General features: G+C 63.1%; 20 protein-coding genes. 12 read left to right on the top strand and 8 right to left on the bottom strand.

The window, feature by feature from the left end:
* From AC3FKH_RS31760 to AC3FKH_RS31725, 8 genes are read right to left on the bottom strand one after another with little or no spacing between them, the layout of a single operon-like run.
* Window positions 1-1,680, bottom strand: a complete 1,680-nt coding sequence (locus tag AC3FKH_RS31760; protein WP_488677798.1) for a type II secretion system protein GspD — start codon at window positions 1,678-1,680, stop codon at window positions 1-3.
* Window positions 1,677-2,210: a toxin co-regulated pilus biosynthesis Q family protein gene (locus tag AC3FKH_RS31755; protein WP_488677797.1), complete on the bottom strand. Its 534-nt coding sequence runs from the start codon at window positions 2,208-2,210 to the stop codon at window positions 1,677-1,679. The genes AC3FKH_RS31760 and AC3FKH_RS31755 overlap by 4 nt, the downstream gene beginning before the upstream one ends.
* A gap of 28 nt (window positions 2,211-2,238) precedes the next feature.
* The gene (locus AC3FKH_RS31750; RefSeq protein WP_488677796.1) at window positions 2,239-2,676 is read right to left on the bottom strand and encodes a lytic transglycosylase domain-containing protein; all 438 of its coding nucleotides are present in this window, start codon (window positions 2,674-2,676) and stop codon (window positions 2,239-2,241) included.
* Window positions 2,673-3,989: a TrbG/VirB9 family P-type conjugative transfer protein gene (locus tag AC3FKH_RS31745; RefSeq protein WP_488677795.1), complete on the bottom strand. Its 1,317-nt coding sequence runs from the start codon at window positions 3,987-3,989 to the stop codon at window positions 2,673-2,675. The genes AC3FKH_RS31750 and AC3FKH_RS31745 overlap by 4 nt, the downstream gene beginning before the upstream one ends.
* Entirely contained in the window at window positions 3,986-4,783 is a 798-nt protein-coding gene (locus AC3FKH_RS31740) for a lysozyme family protein (protein ID WP_488677794.1), read from the bottom strand. The genes AC3FKH_RS31745 and AC3FKH_RS31740 overlap by 4 nt, the downstream gene beginning before the upstream one ends.
* Entirely contained in the window at window positions 4,776-6,047 is a 1,272-nt protein-coding gene (locus tag AC3FKH_RS31735; RefSeq protein ID WP_488677793.1) for a TraB/TrbI/VirB10 family type IV secretion system protein, read from the bottom strand. Before AC3FKH_RS31735 ends, AC3FKH_RS31740 begins: the two co-directional genes overlap by 8 nt.
* 12 nt (window positions 6,048-6,059) lie before the next feature.
* Entirely contained in the window at window positions 6,060-6,950 is an 891-nt protein-coding gene (locus AC3FKH_RS31730; protein ID WP_488677791.1) for a TrbG/VirB9 family P-type conjugative transfer protein, read from the bottom strand.
* 2 nt (window positions 6,951-6,952) lie between these two features.
* Window positions 6,953-7,660 (bottom strand): VirB8 family type IV secretion system protein, encoded by a 708-nt coding sequence (locus AC3FKH_RS31725; protein WP_488677790.1) that lies wholly within the window; start codon window positions 7,658-7,660, stop codon window positions 6,953-6,955.
* Between the two features lie 426 nt (window positions 7,661-8,086).
* Here AC3FKH_RS31725 and AC3FKH_RS31720 point away from each other — a divergent pair, with 426 nt between their 5' ends.
* From AC3FKH_RS31720 to AC3FKH_RS31665, 12 genes are all read left to right on the top strand, one after another.
* Window positions 8,087-9,136, top strand: coding sequence for a TadA family conjugal transfer-associated ATPase (locus AC3FKH_RS31720; RefSeq protein ID WP_488677788.1), 1,050 nt, complete (start codon window positions 8,087-8,089; stop codon window positions 9,134-9,136).
* An 18-nt stretch (window positions 9,137-9,154) separates the two neighbouring features.
* A complete protein-coding gene (locus AC3FKH_RS31715) occupies window positions 9,155-9,505 on the top strand; it encodes a TrbC/VirB2 family protein (protein WP_223999989.1) in 351 nt (116 codons plus the stop codon).
* A 2-nt stretch (window positions 9,506-9,507) separates the two neighbouring features.
* On the top strand, window positions 9,508-9,837 hold the full coding sequence (locus AC3FKH_RS31710) for a conjugal transfer protein (RefSeq protein ID WP_488677787.1): 330 nt from the start codon (window positions 9,508-9,510) through the stop codon (window positions 9,835-9,837).
* The gene (locus tag AC3FKH_RS31705; protein ID WP_488677786.1) at window positions 9,831-12,275 is read left to right on the top strand and encodes a VirB4 family type IV secretion system protein; all 2,445 of its coding nucleotides are present in this window, start codon (window positions 9,831-9,833) and stop codon (window positions 12,273-12,275) included. The genes AC3FKH_RS31710 and AC3FKH_RS31705 overlap by 7 nt, the downstream gene beginning before the upstream one ends.
* A 31-nt stretch (window positions 12,276-12,306) precedes the next feature.
* Complete coding sequence (locus tag AC3FKH_RS31700; RefSeq protein WP_488677784.1) at window positions 12,307-13,053, top strand: conjugal transfer protein TrbJ; 747 nt, start codon at window positions 12,307-12,309, stop codon at window positions 13,051-13,053.
* 16 nt (window positions 13,054-13,069) lie between these two features.
* Window positions 13,070-14,053, top strand: coding sequence for a type IV secretion system protein (locus AC3FKH_RS31695; RefSeq protein WP_488677782.1), 984 nt, complete (start codon window positions 13,070-13,072; stop codon window positions 14,051-14,053).
* Entirely contained in the window at window positions 14,053-15,330 is a 1,278-nt protein-coding gene (locus AC3FKH_RS31690) for a TraI domain-containing protein (protein ID WP_488677936.1), read from the top strand. The genes AC3FKH_RS31695 and AC3FKH_RS31690 overlap by 1 nt, the downstream gene beginning before the upstream one ends.
* Window positions 15,331-15,334: 4 nt before the next feature.
* Window positions 15,335-17,191 carry a conjugative transfer system coupling protein TraD gene (gene traD / locus AC3FKH_RS31685; RefSeq protein WP_488677781.1) on the top strand — a complete coding sequence of 619 codons (1,857 nt, stop codon included), beginning with the start codon at window positions 15,335-15,337 and terminating at the stop codon, window positions 17,189-17,191.
* A gap of 6 nt (window positions 17,192-17,197) precedes the next feature.
* Window positions 17,198-17,704 carry a hypothetical protein gene (locus AC3FKH_RS31680; RefSeq protein ID WP_488677779.1) on the top strand — a complete coding sequence of 169 codons (507 nt, stop codon included), beginning with the start codon at window positions 17,198-17,200 and terminating at the stop codon, window positions 17,702-17,704.
* Window positions 17,682-17,921, top strand: coding sequence for a hypothetical protein (locus tag AC3FKH_RS31675; RefSeq protein WP_488677777.1), 240 nt, complete (start codon window positions 17,682-17,684; stop codon window positions 17,919-17,921). Before AC3FKH_RS31680 ends, AC3FKH_RS31675 begins: the two co-directional genes overlap by 23 nt.
* Window positions 17,922-17,949: 28 nt before the next feature.
* Complete coding sequence (locus tag AC3FKH_RS31670; protein WP_488677776.1) at window positions 17,950-18,540, top strand: IncC plasmid conjugative DNA transfer DtrJ family protein; 591 nt, start codon at window positions 17,950-17,952, stop codon at window positions 18,538-18,540.
* Window positions 18,541-18,619: 79 nt separating this feature from the next.
* Window positions 18,620-19,486: an ATPase gene (locus tag AC3FKH_RS31665; RefSeq protein ID WP_488677775.1), complete on the top strand. Its 867-nt coding sequence runs from the start codon at window positions 18,620-18,622 to the stop codon at window positions 19,484-19,486.
* Window positions 19,487-19,529: the final 43 nt, after the last annotated feature.

Below are 19,529 nucleotides of genomic sequence, written 5' to 3'. Positions count from 1 at the left end.
TTACAGCAAGCGGGCCGAGATCATGATGGCGATGACCGTATCGCCCCTGGTGGCGCCAACACCACCGCCGAGCGCGGCCATCCACGGCTCGCCGATCCCATTGTTGGTTGTCGTCGCCTTCTGATTACGCAGGCCCGTGAGGACCAGCGATTCGCCGGGCTTCAGCGTGATCGACTGGGTGAACCGATTGGTGGGCATCGTGCGAAGCTGCACCGTGCTCTGATTCGCCTCGCCGCCGGACTTGAACGGCTGCAGCGGGAGGAGGTCCGACAGCGTCATGTCGAAGTTCATCAGAATCCGACCGTCGACCACCTTCGGCAGGAAGTTGCTGGTAAAGCCGTAGGTGACCGTGCCGGTCTGGATCGAACTGGTCGACCCCACGTTCGCGGCCAGCGTTGTCTGCGCCTGGGCGACGTAGTCCTGCAGCGTCGCGGTCTGCAGCGCCAGCACCTTGCCGTTCTGCGTCACGCCCGATCGCGACACCACTTGGGATACGTTGCCCAGCGTCGAAAGCGCCTGAACCACGGCCTTGCTGCCGGCAAACGGGCCACTCATGATCGTTGCGCCCAGCGTCGCAGGCGAAGCACTGCCCGAGACCGCCGGCGTGCTGGCCGAACTGAACGAGACGCCAGGCTGGCCGCTGGAGCTCTGGTAGGCGAGCGAGAGGTTCAGCCCATAGTTGTCCTCGCGCGTGACGCGGACTTCGTAGACCTGAACGTCGATGGCAACCTGCTTGCCATACATGGCTGCCAAGCTCTTCACGAACTGTTCGATGCGATCGCACTGCACGGGGTCGCCCGTGACCGTCAGCGTGCCGAGATTCTTGTCGACGACGACTTCAGCGCTCGCGCCTGCAACGGCTTTCGCGGTGGCCCGGAGGGTTTCCCAAGGCTTCATCTCGATGAACATGTTCATCGTCTGACCGGTCCGGCCGGCACTGCCACCAGCACCGCCGTTGCCGCCCGTTGCCCCTGCGCCGCCCGCCATGCCGGAGCCGCTGTCCGCCGTGGTGATCGATCCGTTCATGGACGACGAATCGGCAAGACTCGGCAACATGAACGTCCGGGTTTCCGTCTTAAAGAACGTCACCGTGCCGTCGTTGTAGCGTGACCAGACACCAAAATGCGCCTCGACCGCATCTAGAAAGCCCTTGAAGTTGCCTTCGTAGCGGAGAGTCAGAGGCAATGCCGCCGCGGCACCGGCGCCCACGCCAGGCACGGGTGCCCCGGCCAACGGGGCGGCCAGGTCCACGCGCTGCATGCCGCCAGTCGGGATCGGTCCGCCCGGCCGGGCAGAACCCGCCGCCAGCGCGGATGCCGCGCCGGGTACTGACCCGCCAGCCATCGACCCGACGGTCGATGGCTCCACGGTCGCGCGCACGCCTACGCTCTGCGCGATCCAGTTGGCGGCCTCATTCAACGAGCCAATGGTGCCCTTGAACACCACATGCTTGCCGTAAATGTCGGGCTGAGGCTTGCTGGCACGGATCTTCTCGCCGAGCAACCACGCGCCCTCATGAACTCGGAACACGGGGCGGCTGCGCGGCGCATCGGCGTAGCGTGCCTGCGCGTCGGCCGAGATGGCGCTCTGCACTTCCAGGGTCTGCATCACGCCGCAACCCGACAGCAAGGTGGCTGCCGCCACGGCGGCGGCGGTAAAGCGTTGGCTTTGCATATTCATTGCACCATTCCGTTCTGGCTGATGATCACTGTGCGGTTGCCGCGCCAGCTGTCGCCGACCACGTCGGCGCCATTGCTGGCGAGCTCCTCCACCACGCGCTGGACCGCGCCCTCAAAGTCGCTGCCATAGTCCTTGTCGCCCGGCACGATCCAGCCATCGGGGACATTCCAGGCCACCGTCCAACCAGCGCGGGCGGCCCACTTCTGAAGCTGCTGTTGCAGCGGCTCGCCTTTCACGAGACGGAAGACATCTCCAACGACCGGCGCGCCGGCTGGGGCGGCTGCAAGCGCGACCGTTGGGCCGGGGTTAGCGGCTGCCTGCACATTGACTTGACCCGACGCCGCGAGCGAGGGGTGATTGGCGGCCAGCAACGTAGTCTCGATGGCAGCCTTGCTGGCTCGTGCGGGCTGTAACGCCTGCCAGCCGTCAGTCGACAGCTGAGCGGCGTGTGCTGTCGGTGCGAGGACGACGCAGCTCATAAGCGACGCAGCGGCGATGGCAATGCGGATGGTTCGTGAGGAATGGCACATAGCGTTGCTTTCGAGTGAACGGTTGGAACTACCGCAAGGCGGCGCGTTGTAGCGCCTGCCACCGCGCATGAATCTGGTTGGCGTATCGCAGTTGCTTGTCGGGCGAGGACGCGTTGTAGGCACCGACTGCCTTCCACGTCGGGCCGAAGCGTTGGATGTTCTCGCGCAGAATCCACGCACCGACGTAGGCATTGACGCACCCATTGAAGAGGTGGTCACGCGTGAGGCCATATTGGGCCAGCCGCGGGAGGTGGATCGAGTTAATCTGCATGAGGCCAATATCCTCGGAGCCGTTTGTGTTCCGGTTGGTGACCCATGACCGCATGCCAGATTCCTGCATGGCGATGCTGCGCAGCAAGGGCGGGCTGATGCCGTGAAACACCGCGGCATCATCCAGGCAGTCAGCGTGAGCAGCATCGGCCAGCAGGACTAAAGCTATGAGGGACGCGATCGTGCCGAGCTTCACGACGCCACCTTCCCGGGCCGCTCCTTGAAGCGCACCTGCGGCACCCGGTCCACGTAGACCACGCTGCCGTCTGCGATGATGGTCAGGCGCGCGGCGATGCCGTTGAATTTGTAGTAGCGGTCCTTCTGTTCGCCGTTGCGCTGGTGGTCATCGCCGAAGACGGAGACGCTGACCAGAGACTTCGCGAAACTTAGATAGGTGGCCCCGTCCTTTTCAAAGATCATGTCCAGGCCAGCGCTGTTTTCGCGCGGGAACTCGTAGTCGATCTCGGGCGAGCGTGTAACCTCCACGGAATTTCCCTCCGCGGTCGCCGTGAACCGGTCCACCGTGGAGAACGACAAAACGCGCTGGGTTTCATCCCACTTCGTCCAAATCTTGCTATCAGACCCATCGCGCAGGACCAGGTCCTTGGGCTCGCGGTCGAACCGGATCTCGATGCTGCCCTGCTTGTTGTCGCGAATCGCTACCGCGCCAAACGCGGAGGCCAGAGTCGGTCCTTCTGGCAACGGGTTCGCAGCGACAGGTACCGACGCAAGCGTGGTGCCGGAGGATGCTGGAGCCGCCACAGATGCTTCGGCCGTTGCGGCCGCTGGGGCCCCTGCAGCGAGGCTGCCAGCGGCAGCTTGTAGCGCCCGGCCCGGCGCCGCGTCACTGGGCGCCTCGCCGGCTACCGCGAACCCCTTGGGCGGCGAGGCACGCAGGCCAATATTTCGGCGACCGAAGTCCACCTCCGCGTAGAGATTGCGCCGCTCCAGCAGCCGCGATAGGGCCTGGAGCCAGTTCTCGCCACCATGCAGTTCAAGCGAGACTTCATCGGTCAGCGGAATATCCTTCTGCGCCGTGCCAGACCAGCCGGCCGGTGCGATAGTTTTGACCGTTTGCGCGAGAGGCATGGACCAGCGTCCTGCACGAACCAGAGGCAACGTCGTATAGCTGCCAATCAACGCAATTCGCCCCGAGATGGCAGCACGGCTGCCAGACAAATCGGCGAACGAATTGGACTGCTCAGACGTGAACCCATTCGCGCGCTTCAGGCGGGCCACGACCGGCTGGCCGTTCACGCTGTAACGAACCACGTCTGGCACTCCGTCGATCACCCAGTACGGTCCATTCTGCTGCGCGCCGTCTGCCGATACCGCCTGCCCGGCCCGTGGCTGCACATACGTTGAGACCCCGTCATTGAAGATGAGCGCCGGACGATCGCTCGCCCGCGCCACCACTTGGTAGTCGAAATCGAGCGGATCGGTATCCGCTGCGACGGCAGCGCCGCTCGCCGCCAAGGCCAGCACGGAGATCAGTAGCGGCTTCATCATCGTTGCAATTGCTGGAAGTGATTCATGAATCGGCTGAAGTACGGTCCGCCACGTGCCGGGTCGGCGCTGTGGTACCAGGCCACCGCCTTCATCGCGGAGCCGCTGCGCTGCAGGTTGTCGACAAGAAGCGTCTCGGCGACACGAATATTGGTGGCGGGGCTCAGGGCGTCCCACGCCGAGGCGAACCGCTTGCCGTGGTAGCACCAGTTGATCTGCATGATTCCGACGTCAAAGTCACAGCGCTTGGCCGCGAGCAACTGCTCGATAGCCGCATGGGCGTCCTGGCGGGTAGCGAAGTACATGCCGCGCCCGGCCACGTTGAGCGTCCACGGCCACGGGCGACCGCGATAGGCCGACTCATTCATGGCGATACCGGCCAGAATCCGCGGGTCAACCTTGGCGCTCATCTGCGCGAAGGGCTCGGTCTTAGGCGCGCATGCCCATCCGCCGCGACGCTCGACCAGCGCAACCTGTGCGCCGTCGTCCAGCTGCTCCGGACGCAGCCAGCCGTCGCGGGCCAGCAGCGCCATTATCGGCAGTGACAGGCCATTAGCCTCGACAATGGGTTCGCCCCCCGGCGCCGTGCGCAGGCTCGCGCCGATCAGCCGCGCCGACCAGCCGAGGAACGGATTCAGCCCGCAGTAGAGGACCGGCTTGCCTGGAAGCGTGACGACGCTGGCGGTGGTGCCCTCACGCAGCACCAGTGCAGTCGGACTCACCATGGCCTCGATGGTCTGAGCAGCGGCGCCTGACGCGGCCAGAGCCAGGAGGGCAGTGACACCAAACTTAGTCACGGTACGGCTCCAGGACGATGTCGTGCCTGACCTGCACAAGCAGCTTCTGGCCCGGCTTGGTGGTAATCGTGGGGCGGATGTTCTGGTTCCGGTTCAGGATCGTCTGCGCCGTCTGAGCGGCCACCTGCCCGGCCGTGTTCCCGTAGGTGGTCAGTCCATTGGGGCCGACGGTTGTTGCCGTGTTGGAATCGTTAAAGTGCTGTTCCAGTACGCCGATGATCAACGCACCGGCGAAGATCTTGAAGAAGTGATTGTTGACGTCGCCACTGATGCCCGCGTGGCCATTCGGGTCGGCGCCGCCCATGCCGAGCAGCGGCGCCCATTTCCCATTCGGCAGCTGCATGCGGACAAAAGCGGCCAGGATGCGCTCCTGCCCGATGGCAATGTCACTGCTGTATGTGCCGACCAGCGTGGAGCCCGCCGGGATCGCCTTGCAGTTGCCACGGACCGTGTCGTACACGTCCTGCGATACGACCGCACGGAACTCCCCCGGCTTGTCGGAATTCAAACCGCCAACGAAGGTGGCGGGAATGATGAAGCCCTGGCTCACCGTGCAAGGCGCCAACGTTCCGGCGAACCCGGTGCGGGTAAAGCCCGTGGCCGCCGCGCCGCGCAAGAACTCCTTGTCGCTCGAGGTCGGGCCGGCCGGTGCTGCGCCTTGGGCTGCCGCCCCAATGCCGCCCATGCCGCCCGGGTAACCGGCGCCGCCCACGCCATCCATGTTCGCCACCGCAGCCTGCTGCTGCACGCGCATCATGGCCGGATCGACCACGCCAGTCAGGTCCGGCTGACGTTTGCCGGCATCCCGCCGCAACGCTTTGCCATCCGCCTTAAAAATGGGCGAGGTCATGACCGCATCCAGGTCGTTGGCTTTCGCCAAGTCGCCAACTGGGGCAGACGCGCCGGTCGACGACTGGACGAAATCTTTGGCAGTCATGACCGGTGCCTTGCCCGGCGCCTCGGGCTTGCCCGCCTCGGCAGCTTGCTTCTCGGCTTGCTTGCGGGCCTCTTCCTGCTGCTGGCGGATCAGTTGGTCCAGGCCGCCGTTGTCCGGGCTGCTGGTGCGTTCCTGCAGCTTCTTGGCCTTCTTTTCTTCGGCTTGCTTGGCCAGCTCCGACTCCATGCCGCTCTGGTAGTAGTAGCCAAGCGAGCCCACCAGCACGGCAGCCACCACGCCAAGCGAGATCACGATGTTGCGCGGCACCTTCCCTTTGGTCAGGCGTTCTTGCGCGTCGGAGACGTCCGTCACGGATTGCGGCTTCACGGTGCGCCTCGCTCAGAAGAGACCCAGGAAGCGACGCTTGCCGCGCTGCACGATCACTTCCGTGTCGCCTGAGCGCAGGGCAACCTCATTGGCCAGGCGTTGCAGCACGAGGAAGTCGCCACGCCGGATGAAGTTGGCCACGACGTAGTCGCTACCATCCTTCACCAGCGCAACCGGCCATTCGGTCGCCTTCGGCATGCGCATCCAGATCGATTTGCCGTCGTCAAAGACGGTCTCCGGCTTGAAGCTCGCGTCGCCCGACACGCCATAGTCGAAGTTCAGCTTGTCCGGCGACACGGCGACAGCATCGGGAGCCGCACCGCCGCTTCCACGTTCGCTCTCCTGGCCCTCCACGTCGTTGCGCGCCTTGGTCTTGGCGCCGAACGGCATCTGCACACGAAACCTCACCTTCTGGTAGAAGATCCCGCCCAGCGGCGAGGAGACCAGCGTGAACTCGTAGCTGCGCTTGTTCGTGTTGACGGACAGCGTATTCACCAGCCCCGCGGCGTGCGGCTTCACGTAGAGGTGATTCGCCCCGTCGGTATCGAAGCTCCAGCGAATGTTCTCGCCCCAGGCCGGGTCGCCAAGGATCTGTTCGTCGGCAGCAAACTCGATCGTCGTCACCTTCAGCGGCGCGGTCAGTACACGAAAGATCTGATCGGCGCTGTACGGAAATACGACCAGCCGAGAATCGCCGGGTAAGGCCACCGGTTCTGCCCCACCGTTGAACGGGTTCATCGGATTCATCGCGTCGGCCATGTCGCCGATGCCAAGGGTGGGCAGCGGCGGCGGCGCCTTGCGCGAGGGCTTCTGGGCAGAGAATCCCGGCCCGGCCGAAAGCGTCAAGCAGATGGCTAAGGTGAGGCCGGCAACGGTGAGCGTAGAGCGCAGGGACTTGGACATGGTCAGGCAGCGGACTTCTGGATGCTGAAGAAGACGGGGTAGATGCCGAACGGATTGGCAGTGAGGGCCGCGTCGCTCTTCGGAGGGTCGATCTGGTAACGGAAGGTCATCGCGTAGCGTTGCTTGTGCGGCTTCGATCCCTCCTCGCGGGTGGAAGTGACGAATTCCACGGCCACCGTGTTGTCGGGCAGCAAGGCAATATTGGTGACCTGAACCTCACGCACCAGAGTCGGGCTTTGGGCGATGGCTCGGAATGGCGCGTCCTCGGACAACCATTTTTCGAACTGCTCGCGCGCCGCGCCCACCATCTGCTTCTTCGCGCTATTGATGTTCTGGAAGATGCGGGAGTCTTCGATCTGCGCCGTGAGCACGGGTTCGATGGTGAACATGCGCGTGACCAGATCACGAAACGCGACCTGAATCTCCAGCGCCTTCGGCTGGTAGGCGTCCAACTCACGTGCGACCGGCTTGCCATTGGCATCGCCCGACACGCCGACCACCCGCACCACCGGCTCCGGCGGCTGGCGCGTCATCACCGCTGCTATGGCGACCAACGCTGCAACCAGCGCCGCCAGCTTCCAGTGATTGCGCTCCACCACGACACGCGCAGTCCGATCGAACAGGAACTGCGTGACATCGTCACCGGCGTACATGCCGGGAGCGGGCGAGAGATCCTTCTTGGCTTGATTGCTACGTGAGAACAGTGGCATGCGGCACCCCGTTTGGATGCCGCTAATTGGACCAGTGAATCGCGACCTAACGCGCCCCAAAAGCTATGCGATTTTTGACAGCTTTCTGCCGATGGGGATTTAGACCTGCCACAAAGGCAGCATTTCTCTCACTTGGGACACAAGACCAACTCATGCGCATCACTCGCTGCGCAACGCAATGCAGCAGCCTGATTCCCCGAAAGCTCACATTTTTCTGTCGCCTTTCCCAGAAACTCAGTCCAACCTGTTGGACTGATAAGCCCTGCCTGCGCTGACCACCAAGCCAATGACGAAGTCGGCTTACCCTCGAATGAGTAGGATCCACAGAACTCGCTCGCGCGCCGGCCATCCCTATCCGCAGAAAGCTCACCAAAATCGCATAGCTTTTGGCCGCACACGCGCACGCCGAACAAGAACAATAGCGGCATGTCCGAAACGACCGCACATTCCCCCCTCCAGTTCGACCAGCTCGAAGCGAGCGCGGTCGCGATGTTCTTCGAGGCGCTTGGTCCCATTAAGAGCTATGTCGAAGCGCCCGACATTGCGGAGGTCATGATCAATCATGCCGACAGCGTCTGGATCGAGCGGCACGGTGAACTCCAGCAACTGGATATCCGGCTCGATCCAGCGATGATCGAAGGCGCGATCCGCGCACTCGCCGCCTCAGTGCAGAAGTCCGCCGTACGCGGCACCGACCAGGGCATCATCAACGCCGGCTATCAGGGCATGCGGATTGCCGCTGTCATGCAGCCGACCGCCATCGACGGCAACGCCCTCAGCATCCGTCGCCATCGCGAGAAGAACCTGTCGCTCGCCGACTACGTCGAGATGGGCGCCTTCTCCTCGCGAGTGGCGCGCAGCACTGCCAACGACAAGCCCATCTTCAACGGGGCGCTGGAAGACGATGCGCTCAAGGACGCCCTCACCGAATTGGTCAGGCAGCGCAAGAACATTCTGGTCGCGGGCGGGACCTCGTCGGGCAAAACGACGCTGCTCAACGCGTTGGTGGCCGAGATTCCCCACAGCGAGCGCGTGCTCTCCATCGAAGACACGATGGAACTCAAGATGTCCGTGCCCAACAAGGTGCGCCTGCTCTCAAACACAGACACTCGCGTGACCACCCAGCAACTGGTGGCCCTATCCCTGCGCTTTCGCCCCGATCGCATCCTCGTGGGCGAAGTCCGTAGCGGCGAAGCCTACGACCTGCTGCAAGCGCTCAACACCGGCCACGACGGCGGCATGGCATCGCTGCACGCGAACAACGCCCGCTCTGCCTTGTCGCGCCTCGAAGGTATGGCGATGCTAGGCATCCCAGCCGGCTCCCGCTGGGAGCTCAATGATATGCGCAAGCTCATCGCCGAGTGCTTTCAATACGTCCTGCACATGCGCCGCACGGGCGAGATGCGGCACGTATCGGAAATCCTGGAGATCCAAGGCTTCGACCAAAACGACTATGTCGTCAAACGTGTTTTCTAACTAGGAGTGCAACAACCCATGTTCCGACCCAAATCGCTGCCCGGCCTACAAGCCAGAGCCAACCGCATCCGTTCGCAACAAGCAGCCCTTTTGCTAGGGGCCGCGCTGCTTTTGAGCGCGCAAAGCGCCTTTGCAGCCGACCTTGGGATGTTCAGCGGCCTCACAAACATGATCTGCGCAATCATGGCTTTGGTGAGCGGCCCGGTACTCTTCGTGATCGGCGTCGTCGTCATCATTCTTGGCGCAATCGGCATCGCCAATTCCGAATCGACCATCGTCAAGATTGTCATGACGGCAATTGTCGGCGTAGGCATTGCCGCGGCCGCGATCCCGATCGCCAAGAACATGGGCCTCACCGCGTACTGCTGATCATGCGCCAGCATACCGTCAGCCGCTCCCTCTCCCTGCCCCGCATGATGGGCGGCGCGGTTCGGGGCCTCGCCATCGCCAACGGCACCATTACAGCCTTGCTGTGCTACGCCACCTACTCGGGCGGCGTGGTCACCATGGGCGGGTTCTTCCTGCTCGGGCTGTGCGTGCACCTTTTCTTGCGCTGGCTTACCACCCGCGACCCATGGTGGAACCTCGTGCTGAACGCCTACAACCACTACGGCGACGTGTATATGCCGGTGCCGTGGCATGGCAAGTTCAGCCCCCGATTTCGCCGCCCGTACGGCTTCGATAGCGACCTGCCATGCTGAAGCATCGCCCCATGCAAGAGATCGCACCGTGGATGACACTCGTCACCCCAGATCTGGTGCTCAACAAGGATGGCTCGCTGCTTGCGACCTATGAGTTTCACGGCATCGATGCGGACAGCCCCAACAGCAACGACGGGTCGGGCGCGCGCGACCAGCTGGACCAGGCTTGCCGCAGCTTCGACAGTCGCATCACCGCATGGTGGCGTCTACGCCACCGCCGCACTCGCGAGTACATTGGCGGCACCTTTCCTGCCGCCTCCGACGCTCGGCTCGACGCGCTGAACCGCGAGAACATGGCGAGCGGCCGGTATTTCCACAACTCGCACTCGCTGGCACTGGCCTACACGCCCGAGAACGGGATCGACAAGATCTTCGAGCGCATGGCGTACCACATGACCGAGGGGGGGAAGAACGTGGCGGTCGCCGCCTTCGAGACGGCCAAAGACGTGCTGCTGGCGCGAAACGCCTTTGCCTTCGACCTGGAGCGGACCGAGGCCGACGCCAAACGCTTCGAGTCCATGCTCGACGCCTTCACCGGAGGCGCAACCAAGCTCGGACTCTCTCGCCTGTCGATGCAGGAAGGCCTGGCCGCATTGCACCAGACGGCCAACCCCACCGTGCCCCCTCGCCCGGTGCGCTTCCCCGTCACGCTGCTGGATACCCACCTGACGGAATCCGAAGTCACCTGTGGCGCGGACAAGCTCTACTTCGATTCGGCCCACGGCAAGCGCTACGCCGCCATCGTCGCCATCAAAGAATGGATGGGCTTTCAGGAGGCAGCGCTCGATGCGCTCACGCAGCTCGATGTCGAACTTGACGTCTGCATTCTCTATCGCTTCCTCGATACCCATAAGGCGACCGGCCACATTGAGAAGATTCGCCGCTTCTACAAGATGGCCAGCTTCAATCTCTGGTCAATCATCAAGCAGATGGCCGCCAAGGAAGAGGCGGAGAACGACGAGGGACGCAAGCAGCTGGCCGCGGAGGCAGGCGACGCGCTGCGCCGCCTGACCGCCGAAGGCCAGCAGCATGGCTTCGTCAATATCTCCGTGATCGTCTACGGCGACACCGAGGCGGAATGCGAGGATGCCGTGAGCGAGGTGGTGGGCACTATCACCAATGCCGGGTTCGCCCCGATTCGTGAGAAGGCCAATCTGCTGCCAGCCTGGAACAGCACCCTGCCCGGTCGTTGGGACAAGCAGCGCCGGCTCCAGTTCGTAGAGACTCCGGCGGTCTCCGACATTGCGCCCCTCCGCTCCGTGCGGCCCGGCCCAACCCGGAACAACTGGCTTTCCAACCTGTCGGGGCGGGAGACGCCCCCGCTGACCTGTTTGCCCACGCGCCACCGGACGTCCCAACGGGTGGACATGCACCAACCGGGCGGAAACGGTCACCTACTTGTGCTTGGCCCCATCGGCGCTGGCAAGTCCGTCTTCCTCAATTTCCTTGTCACGCAGGCCGGCCGCCAGGGCGCCCGCCGTATCCGCTTCGACAAGGACCGTTCGACCCGCATCCCGACCCTGCTGGCCGGCGGTAAATTCGTTGACGTTACCGGCCGCTTCCAGGCCGCTACCCAAACCAATCCGCTGTCCCTGCTCGGTGACGCCGCCAATCACGCCTACCTCGCCGACTGGCTGGCGCTTGCCATCGAGGACGAGGACTTCCGCTGCACGCCGCAACAGCGCACCGATCTCTACCAGGCTGTCCAGATTCTTTCGCGTTTCCCCCGTGAGCGTTGGACGCTCTCGAATCTGTGCACGCAGCTACACGCCACGCTGCGTGAGCGCCTGCAGATCTGGGTGAAGGGTGGGCAGTACGGTCACTTCTTCGATCACGTCGAGGACGCCTTCGAGGTCAGCGACGATCTCTCGATCGAGATGGGCGACCTGTTCTCGAACTTCCCGCGCGCCGCGGCCCTGTTTATGGACTATGCGTTCTACCGCATCAGCCAGTCGATGGGCACGCGCTACACCATCATCGAAGTGGAGGAAGCCGGGTTCTTCTTCACCAACCCCCGCTTCTACGCGCGGCTGGAAACCTGGATCGTCACGATCCGCAAGCTCAACGGCGCAATCTGGATGGCGACGCAGTCGCTGCAGCAGATTGCCCGCGTGGCCGACTTTGAGATTCTCAAGGACAACATCGCCAACATTATCTACCTGCCCAACAGTCAGGCTGTGACGAGCAAGGATCTCTACTGCGATGTGTTTGGGCTCACGCTGGATCAGACCAAGCTGATTGCCGAGGCCGTGCCGAACAGGGACTACTACTGGACCACCAGAAGCCAGAGTCGAATGCTTCAGACCGCGTTCAGCAAGGAGATGGTGGCCATGCTGCGCTCCGACGGCTACGCGCAGGAAGTGCTCGATCGCCACTACGCAAGCGGCCTGCCCGACTGGCAGGAGCGGTATGTGCGCGAAGTGCTGGCCCGCGGCTAGTGAACTCCCCTCCTCAATCAGGAACCCACCCATGAAAAAGGCTCTCTCCGCCGCGCTGGTCACGGCAACGCTCATGATGTCGCCGCTCGCCCACGCCAGCGGCTGGCCAGTATTCGATGCGGCCAACTTCATCAAGAACACGATGACCGCCGCCCAAGCGCTCAAGACCGAGATCTACGAGAACACGAACATCGTCTATCAGAGCAAGATGATGCTCAACCAGTTGCAACAGGCGGTCGGCCTCGATCCCATCGCGATGGCCACCCAGGCCAAGGGCATCCAAGAGGACATCACGCGTTACCAGGCTTATGGCAGCGCCGTCAAGGACCTCTATGGCAGCGTCACCCAGACCGCGGATTTCCTCTCCAACGTGCAGGGTCTGGTCGCGGCCTCAGGCAAGACCCCCGACCAATGGTTCCGAGACCAGCGCACCTTGCTTGCCACCGGCGACAAGACCGCCAAGCGCCTGTTCGATCTTGGTCAGGATGTGACAACCAACAACAAGAAGCTCGCCGAGCGCCGGCGAGACCTGCAGTCTGACCTGAACCTGAACACGACCGCCCAGGCCACGGCTCAGTTGACCAACCAGATGCTGGACGTGATGGCTGGCCAGAATGCCGACCTGCTGCAACTGATCGGCGCCAAAACGCAGGCGGACGCCGTCAAGGACCAGAAGACGAATGCCGAGCAAACCGAGCGCACGAACAACGCCGACCAGTTGCAGCGCGACCGAGATGCCCAGTTGCGCGAGCTGGAGTCGCGTGTGTTCCGGAAGTAAGGCCGACGGCGTGACCATGAAACAGATTCTTCGAGCACTGTTGGCGTGCCTGTTCGCCTGCTGGCTGATCACGCACGGCGCGTTCGCCCAAGCCGGTAACCCCGCTGCTCCTGCAACCAACAGTGCTGAAAAGGGCCTGAAGCAGGCCGTCGGACAGGCGACTAACATTACCAGTGGCCTGATCGCGTCGGCCCTCGGTTTGAGCCACAAGGTATCTCCCGAGGCCGACAAGCTGGCCTTCGCCCTGGCAGTTATCACCCTCACACTCGCGAGCTTCCGCTTCATGGGCGCCATGCACCCCGTCGGCGCATGGGTCGGCCTCATTGAGACGATCACGGTGGTGGGCATCTTCGCCGCCATCTATCTAGCCTATGACGGCTTCTCCCAGGGCCTGTATGAGTGGTTCAAAACCCTGGCCGCAGGCCTCAGCGGCAGCGACAAGCTGAGCGCCGCGACAACGCTGGCCGTGACCGCCGGCAAGCTCTGGGATTCCGTCTGGCGCGTCATCAAGTCCGGTGACCTTCTGCAAGGGATTGTCAGTGCCCTGTTGTTGTTCTTCGCATTCATCGTTGTGGCGCTGACTTCCTTCGTCTACGCCTTTTTTATGATTCTCGGTGAAATTCAAGTGGCTGTTGGCATCGTGCTCGGCCCCCTTGCTGTCGCACTCGCCCTCTCCGACTACACGCGTCGCTATTTCATGTCGTGGCTAGATTTCATGATTGGCGGATGCATGTACACCGTGATCGCGGCGGTTCTCTCCAATCTGATCGGAGGCACCATGGAACCGGACCTGGGCAAGGTCAATCAAATCGGGACCGATACCGTCGCGGCAGCGGCCTACGCGTTGGGGATGGCCATCATGCTGCTACTCGTCTCGCTTGAGATTCCGAAGTTTGCGGGAGCAGTGTTCGGTAGCGGATCTGGCGCAACCGGTGGCTCGGCCATGAGCGGCATCGCGCGCGGCGGGTGGAACATTGGCAAGAAAATGGCAGGCGGATGATGAACCAGCACCTTCCCCAGGACGCCGCCGCCCTGCTTGCCTCGCACGACAAGCGCATTGCCCTGATCCGGCAGTATGCCAACGAGGCCAACCCGGCCGATTTCGATGCCAGGTGGCTATCGGTCCTGCACGCCTGCGCCAACTGGTTCTCCACCATGCCATTGCAGCCCGCGCAGCACGCGGAACCGGGCGGCGCCTTCCGCGCCACGGTGGAGACGGCCTACTTTGCCATGCGTCTGTCGGGCGGGCAGAAGTTCGCCGCCGACCAACCATCGGAGCGTCGTCGCCGGCTGGAGCCGCAGTACCTGTACGCGCTCTTTCTGGCAGCGTGCTGCACGTGGCTGGATGAGCCCTGCCGACACTTTCATTTTGTACGCGAGGATACCGGCGAGCAGTGGATGCCCGCCGCGCACGGTGCGTTTCACCCATGGCTCGACGGGAACCCATACCGTGTCATCCGCCTCGAAGGGGCGCTGCCGGTGGAACGTATGCGCAGCGCTTTACTCGCGCGCTCGATCTTGGGCGCCGATGCCCTGTCATGGCTTGAGGGTCCCGTGCTGTCCGAACTGTTCGGTGCCATCAATCCCGCGCCGATGCCGAATGGCCTCGAAGCCCAGTTGCACAAGATCGTACGTCAGGCCGTCGCCGCCGTTCGGGACTATGAACAGAAGGCACGGCGCGCGGTGTTCGCTCCCGATACCACCGTGCCGCCCTCGGCCGACCAAATGGCGTCTGCCGTCACGCCCGCTTCGCCTGTAGCCAGTGCCACGGCCCTCGCGCCGGCCAGCGTCCATGAGCCGGTTCCTCCTGCACCTAGCGCGGCAGCGGCCGCAGCTGCATTGTTCCAGCCGCCAGCCGCCGATCCTGCTCCGCTCCCCGGCGCGACCAACGCTCCGGTGGCGCCAGCCGCCCCGGCATCCGAACCACTCCCGGCACCAAGCGCACCCGCGGCGCCCGCCATCGATGCGGCGTCTCTGGGGCGTACGCGCCGCGATGCACCGGACCCGTTCGCCGCGCTCCTTGGCGGCTCGCGCATGATGAGCGAATTCTTCCGCGCCCTTGCCCAGGACGTCACCGCCGGAAAGGTAAAAGTCCTGTGGGCCGAGAAGGGACTCGTTCTGCCCAAGAAGATGGTCGGCAATTACGGAATCGCCAGCGACACGCTGATCGAGAACTTGCGCAAGCTGTCCTTGCTGTACGCCCTGCAGGGGACGGATCTGATTCTGCACGAACGCATCGGCACGCTGATCCTGCCGCGCCCCAACACACCTGCCTGAGTCCATGACCAAGTACATCAACCACTTTCGCCCGATGTTCGAGGCGCGCGCCGCTGCCGGATGGGCCGGCAGTGTTCCTCTGATTGCTGCGTCCGGCATGCCCCACGCAGGGTACTTCGCCGCCGCATGCGGAGCGATGCTGCTTTGGCGAAGCACCCAGGTTTGGCGAGCACTGTCATTTCGCATGGCCATCTCGACCAAATGGCTCGCCAAGGTGAACATCGACCAACTGCTCTCTAAAAGCGCCAAGCTACGCAAGAGCGACGATGCCATGTATCTCGGAACGGGCTTCGAGTGGACGCAGAAGCATTGCCAGATCGCGCACGACATCCTGCGTATGCCATCCTCCGAAATCCCCGGCCTGCCGCGGTGGTTGCCACCAAAAGTCAGCAGTGCGATCGAGGCCCGTTTCGGCCCTGCCCAGAGCATCCGTGACCATACGCCACAAGGGCAGTCCTGGATCCACGGTATGGAGCCGAACAAGGCTCCGGTGCCCTTGCACTACAAGGCACTGGGCGGACATACTGCGGTCGGCGGGACCACCGGCGCGGGCAAAACTCGTACCTACGAGCTCATTGCAACGCAGGTGATCCACAACGCCGAGGACGTGATTATTATCATTGATCCAAAGAACGACCGGGACCTGAAGGACCGCGTAAAGCGCGAATGCGAGCGGACCGGACGCAAGTTCCTGTACTGGAAGCAGGCCGCGCCTTCTGAGTCAATTCGCCTGAATCCACTGGAGAACTGGTCGCAGCCTTCGGAGATCCCCAGTCGGATCGCGCAGCTGATGGAGGAAGGCCCGTTCCGGGATTTCGCGTTTCTCTTCATCGACCGGGCCGTCAAGGGTGAGCTGTACGTCGGCGACAAGCCCAACCTGCGCTCCATCCTCAATTACGCGCAGTCCGGCATCAACAACTTGCTGGAACGCTGCCTCAAGCGTTTCTTCCCCGAACACGGACTGGCCGACTGGGAGGAAGAGGTCAACGGCTTCATGCAGAAGCTCGGCCAGAAGAGCGGCGCAACGGTGCTCGACGGCATGGTGCAGCTCTACCTCCAGCGGTTCGCCAATGTCGGGCAAGGACACGAGTCGATCGATGGCCTAGTCTCGACCTTCACACACGACCGCGAGCACTACATGCGCATCATCGCATCGGCGCTGCCGCTGCTGCAGATGCTGGCGACCGGCGAGACCGGACTGATGCTCGCGCCCAAGGCCGATGACTTCGAGGACGACCGGGAAATCTGGGACATCGACAAGATCATCAAGCAGAAGGCGGTGTTGTGTGTGGGACTCGACTCCATGTCCAACAGCATCGTTGCCAAGGCTATCGCGTCGATGATCCTGTCCGACATCGCATCGGTCGCCGGCACCATCTACAACTTCTACGACAAGCCGCCGGGCGTGGTGCTCATCATCGACGAGGTGGCCGAGGCGATCAACGAGCAGGTGATCCAGATTCTCAACAAGGGGCGCGGCGCGGGCTTCAAGGCCTTCGTCGCCTTCCAGAGCCGGTCCGATCTGGAGGCCAAACTCGGAAACGCAGCAAAAATGCTGCAGGTTTTGGCGAACCTCAACAACCAGATCATCTTACGATTGGAAGACACCGACACGGCGCAGTGGTTCTCGGACAAGGTCGGCGAAACCGCCATCACCAATATCGTCCAGTCGAGCACGACGAGCACCGGCAGTGAGGCCCACGTGGGCGAGTTCAGTGGGTCGGTGTCGCGTTCCCGGCAGCTTGAGAAGGTTCCGCTGATTCCCGTGCGCCTGATTACGCAGTTGCCCAATCTCCAGTACTTCCTGCGGGTCTCCGGTGGCGCCGTCTACCAGGGTCGCATTCCCATCATCGAAGGATAAGTTCGCATGACCAGCCTGTTTCGCCAGATCGTCAAAGAGCACAAGCTCTCGGCCAAGCTGTCGCCCGTGTTCATTTGCTTCCCGGAGCTGGACGACGTCTGCACCCGTCTCGTCGACTTCATCGGCCTGAACTTCATCGTGCGCGACGAGCCGCTGGTGAAGGAAATGCTGGTAGATGCGCTGGCCGGCTACAAGGCCGAGCGCAAGGAGGGCTCCGGCAATATCGCCTTCATGCGCGGCCTATTCGGCCGTTCGCACGACTTGTATGCCAAGCGCTACGCCGCCTTCAAAGGCGAGAAATACGTGGTCTGGGCGCCGTTCCTGGAGCCGATCCCGCTGTTCGAGGCGCGCCAGGCGCCAGGCTATGTCTGCCGTATGGTCGATGAGCCCTGCCCTGAGCCAATCACACCGCGCAGCGCCGCCTTCCAGCTGGCCGCGCGCGTACTCAAGGGACCGACCTTCCGCCGCTATTTCGAGGAATACGATGCCTGTGGCCAACTCGCTCATCGCTAGGCTCGCCCGCGTGACGCGCGTCGAGGTGGACGACATGCGCGCCTGGGTTCGCTCAAGCGACCCGAATGCCGTGGTTCCGGAGATGTTCGCCAACGGTCGCCATGCGTTCGCCTTGGCACTGCTGAAAGTCGAGCAGTCGCGCCCTGTGCTGTTCTGGGGCGGCCTGTTCGCCTTGCTCGCGATTCCGTGTCTCGTGCTTCATTCCCTGCTGCGCTGATATGTCCAATAGTCGTTTCGTTTCCCACATGCGGCTGTGGCTGGTCGTCACGCCAGTATTGATGGCGACACTCGTGCCCCTCCTGCCCGACAGCGCAAGGTTCGAAGTTGACGCGGCCGAACAGGCGTCTGTCGAATCGGTCTTTGGGGAGGATCGGGCCGCTGCGCTTGCCGATCGCGCGAACCAGCGCTTTCGCGAATGGTTTGTCGACTCGGGCTTGATCCGACGCTCCTTTGCGGGTTCCACCAACCAGTCTGTGGTCGGCGACGGTGGCTCGGCCGGCTTTGCCGCGGGGTGGATGCAACGCTTCTGGATGGAGCTGTACCGCGCCGTGTATCGGGCCACGATTGCCGGCAACTGGGGATGGGGCGCGCTGATCTTTGCCGCCGTCATGCTCAACGACGGCGCGGTCCAGCGACGCATCCGGGCGGCTGCCGCCGGCGTTGCAAGCCCTGTTGGCTTCCACCTGGCCGCACACGGCCTCCTGGCTGCAATGGGCCTCAGTGCCGTGGCAATGCTCCTGCCGATCTCGCTGCCTGCATCGGTATGGACCCTTGCCGTCGCGGGCGTAGGGAGCCTGTCCTGGCGCCTCGCCGCCTCGTTTCACGTGAACCGATAGCCGTACTCACCTGCTCTACCGCACTTTCATACATTCAACGCGGATCGCCCATTTTGGGGGTCCTTTCAGGAGAAACCGCATGACCACCATCACCGACACCGCCGTTGTCACTCCGCAGGACGAAGCCCTGCACACCGCCGCGGCCGACACCCTGGCTCAGGCCAATGCCGCAATAGGCGCGGCTGCCTCCACTACTGATGGCGCTGACGATGGCTCGCTCGAGCGCGAGCTGCTGGAGATGGACGCCGCGGCCGACACGCTGCGTAAGGAAGGCCTGATCACTTCGGCGGAAGCCGAGGAAAAGAAGGCCGAGGTCGCCAATACGCGCAAGCGCTTTCGCGATCTGAAACCGGAAGACCGCGCTGCGATCATTCGTCGTCGCCGCGAGATCGGCAGCCAGATCTTGACGCGGCAACTGGCCGGCGCGGCCGTCGTGCCCGTCGCCATCAAGCTCAATCACACGCGTCTGCGCCCGCTGTTCGAACAGTGGTGGCCGTTCATGAACCGCATGAGCATCAACCTGCAACGCTTCGGCAGCAGCACGTTTGCGAAGGGTGAGCTGGCAACCCTGGAAGACTACTTCGAGCGCACGCTGTCCAGGCTGGAGGACTATGTCGACGAGCAGTTGCGCGTCGCCGAGGCACTGCGCACACAACGGGAGGCGGAGATGCGCGCGAAAAACGATATCGTGTTTGAGCCGACCGTCACCCTGCCCTCGTTGAACCTGACCGTGGAAGCATACTCGCGCTTCTCCATGCGGGTGCTGGGCCTCCTTGCAAAGTTCGACCGCGCCATGGACCAGTTCGACTTCATGGTGTGGAACGGCATTCGCGACCAGTCCGATATCAACGACGAAGTCGCGCGTTTCCTGCGCACCTTCCATCCGCTTGGCCTGCGCAGCTACATGACTCACCTGAAGCTGATGACGACGGTTCGCGGCGTCTGAGTGATGCCTGGCCGCCCTTCTTCGCGATGGGCGGCACACTTCT

It is taken from the genome of Cupriavidus sp. 21MJTG02-4 (assembly GCF_057798975.1).
The sequence above is the reverse complement of the archived record's forward strand: the minus strand, read 5'-3'. Positions and strand labels throughout refer to the sequence as shown.

What these genes read in the sequence shown, in the direction of transcription:
- AC3FKH_RS31760 (WP_488677798.1), bottom strand. Translation starts at nt 1,680, where the DNA reads ATGAATATGCAAAGCCAACGCTTTACCGCCGCCGCCGTGGCGGCAGCC.
- AC3FKH_RS31755 (WP_488677797.1), bottom strand. Translation starts at nt 2,210, where the DNA reads ATGTGCCATTCCTCACGAACCATCCGCATTGCCATCGCCGCTGCGTCG.
- AC3FKH_RS31745 (WP_488677795.1), bottom strand. Translation starts at nt 3,989, where the DNA reads ATGATGAAGCCGCTACTGATCTCCGTGCTGGCCTTGGCGGCGAGCGGC.
- AC3FKH_RS31730 (WP_488677791.1), bottom strand. Translation starts at nt 6,950, where the DNA reads ATGTCCAAGTCCCTGCGCTCTACGCTCACCGTTGCCGGCCTCACCTTA.
- AC3FKH_RS31725 (WP_488677790.1), bottom strand. Translation starts at nt 7,660, where the DNA reads ATGCCACTGTTCTCACGTAGCAATCAAGCCAAGAAGGATCTCTCGCCC.
- AC3FKH_RS31720 (WP_488677788.1), top strand. Translation starts at nt 8,087, where the DNA reads ATGTCCGAAACGACCGCACATTCCCCCCTCCAGTTCGACCAGCTCGAA.
- AC3FKH_RS31715 (WP_223999989.1), top strand. Translation starts at nt 9,155, where the DNA reads ATGTTCCGACCCAAATCGCTGCCCGGCCTACAAGCCAGAGCCAACCGC.
- AC3FKH_RS31710 (WP_488677787.1), top strand. Translation starts at nt 9,508, where the DNA reads ATGCGCCAGCATACCGTCAGCCGCTCCCTCTCCCTGCCCCGCATGATG.
- AC3FKH_RS31705 (WP_488677786.1), top strand. Translation starts at nt 9,831, where the DNA reads ATGCTGAAGCATCGCCCCATGCAAGAGATCGCACCGTGGATGACACTC.
- AC3FKH_RS31700 (WP_488677784.1), top strand. Translation starts at nt 12,307, where the DNA reads ATGAAAAAGGCTCTCTCCGCCGCGCTGGTCACGGCAACGCTCATGATG.
- AC3FKH_RS31695 (WP_488677782.1), top strand. Translation starts at nt 13,070, where the DNA reads ATGAAACAGATTCTTCGAGCACTGTTGGCGTGCCTGTTCGCCTGCTGG.
- AC3FKH_RS31690 (WP_488677936.1), top strand. Translation starts at nt 14,053, where the DNA reads ATGAACCAGCACCTTCCCCAGGACGCCGCCGCCCTGCTTGCCTCGCAC.
- traD (WP_488677781.1), top strand. Translation starts at nt 15,335, where the DNA reads ATGACCAAGTACATCAACCACTTTCGCCCGATGTTCGAGGCGCGCGCC.
- AC3FKH_RS31680 (WP_488677779.1), top strand. Translation starts at nt 17,198, where the DNA reads ATGACCAGCCTGTTTCGCCAGATCGTCAAAGAGCACAAGCTCTCGGCC.
- AC3FKH_RS31670 (WP_488677776.1), top strand. Translation starts at nt 17,950, where the DNA reads ATGCGGCTGTGGCTGGTCGTCACGCCAGTATTGATGGCGACACTCGTG.
- AC3FKH_RS31665 (WP_488677775.1), top strand. Translation starts at nt 18,620, where the DNA reads ATGACCACCATCACCGACACCGCCGTTGTCACTCCGCAGGACGAAGCC.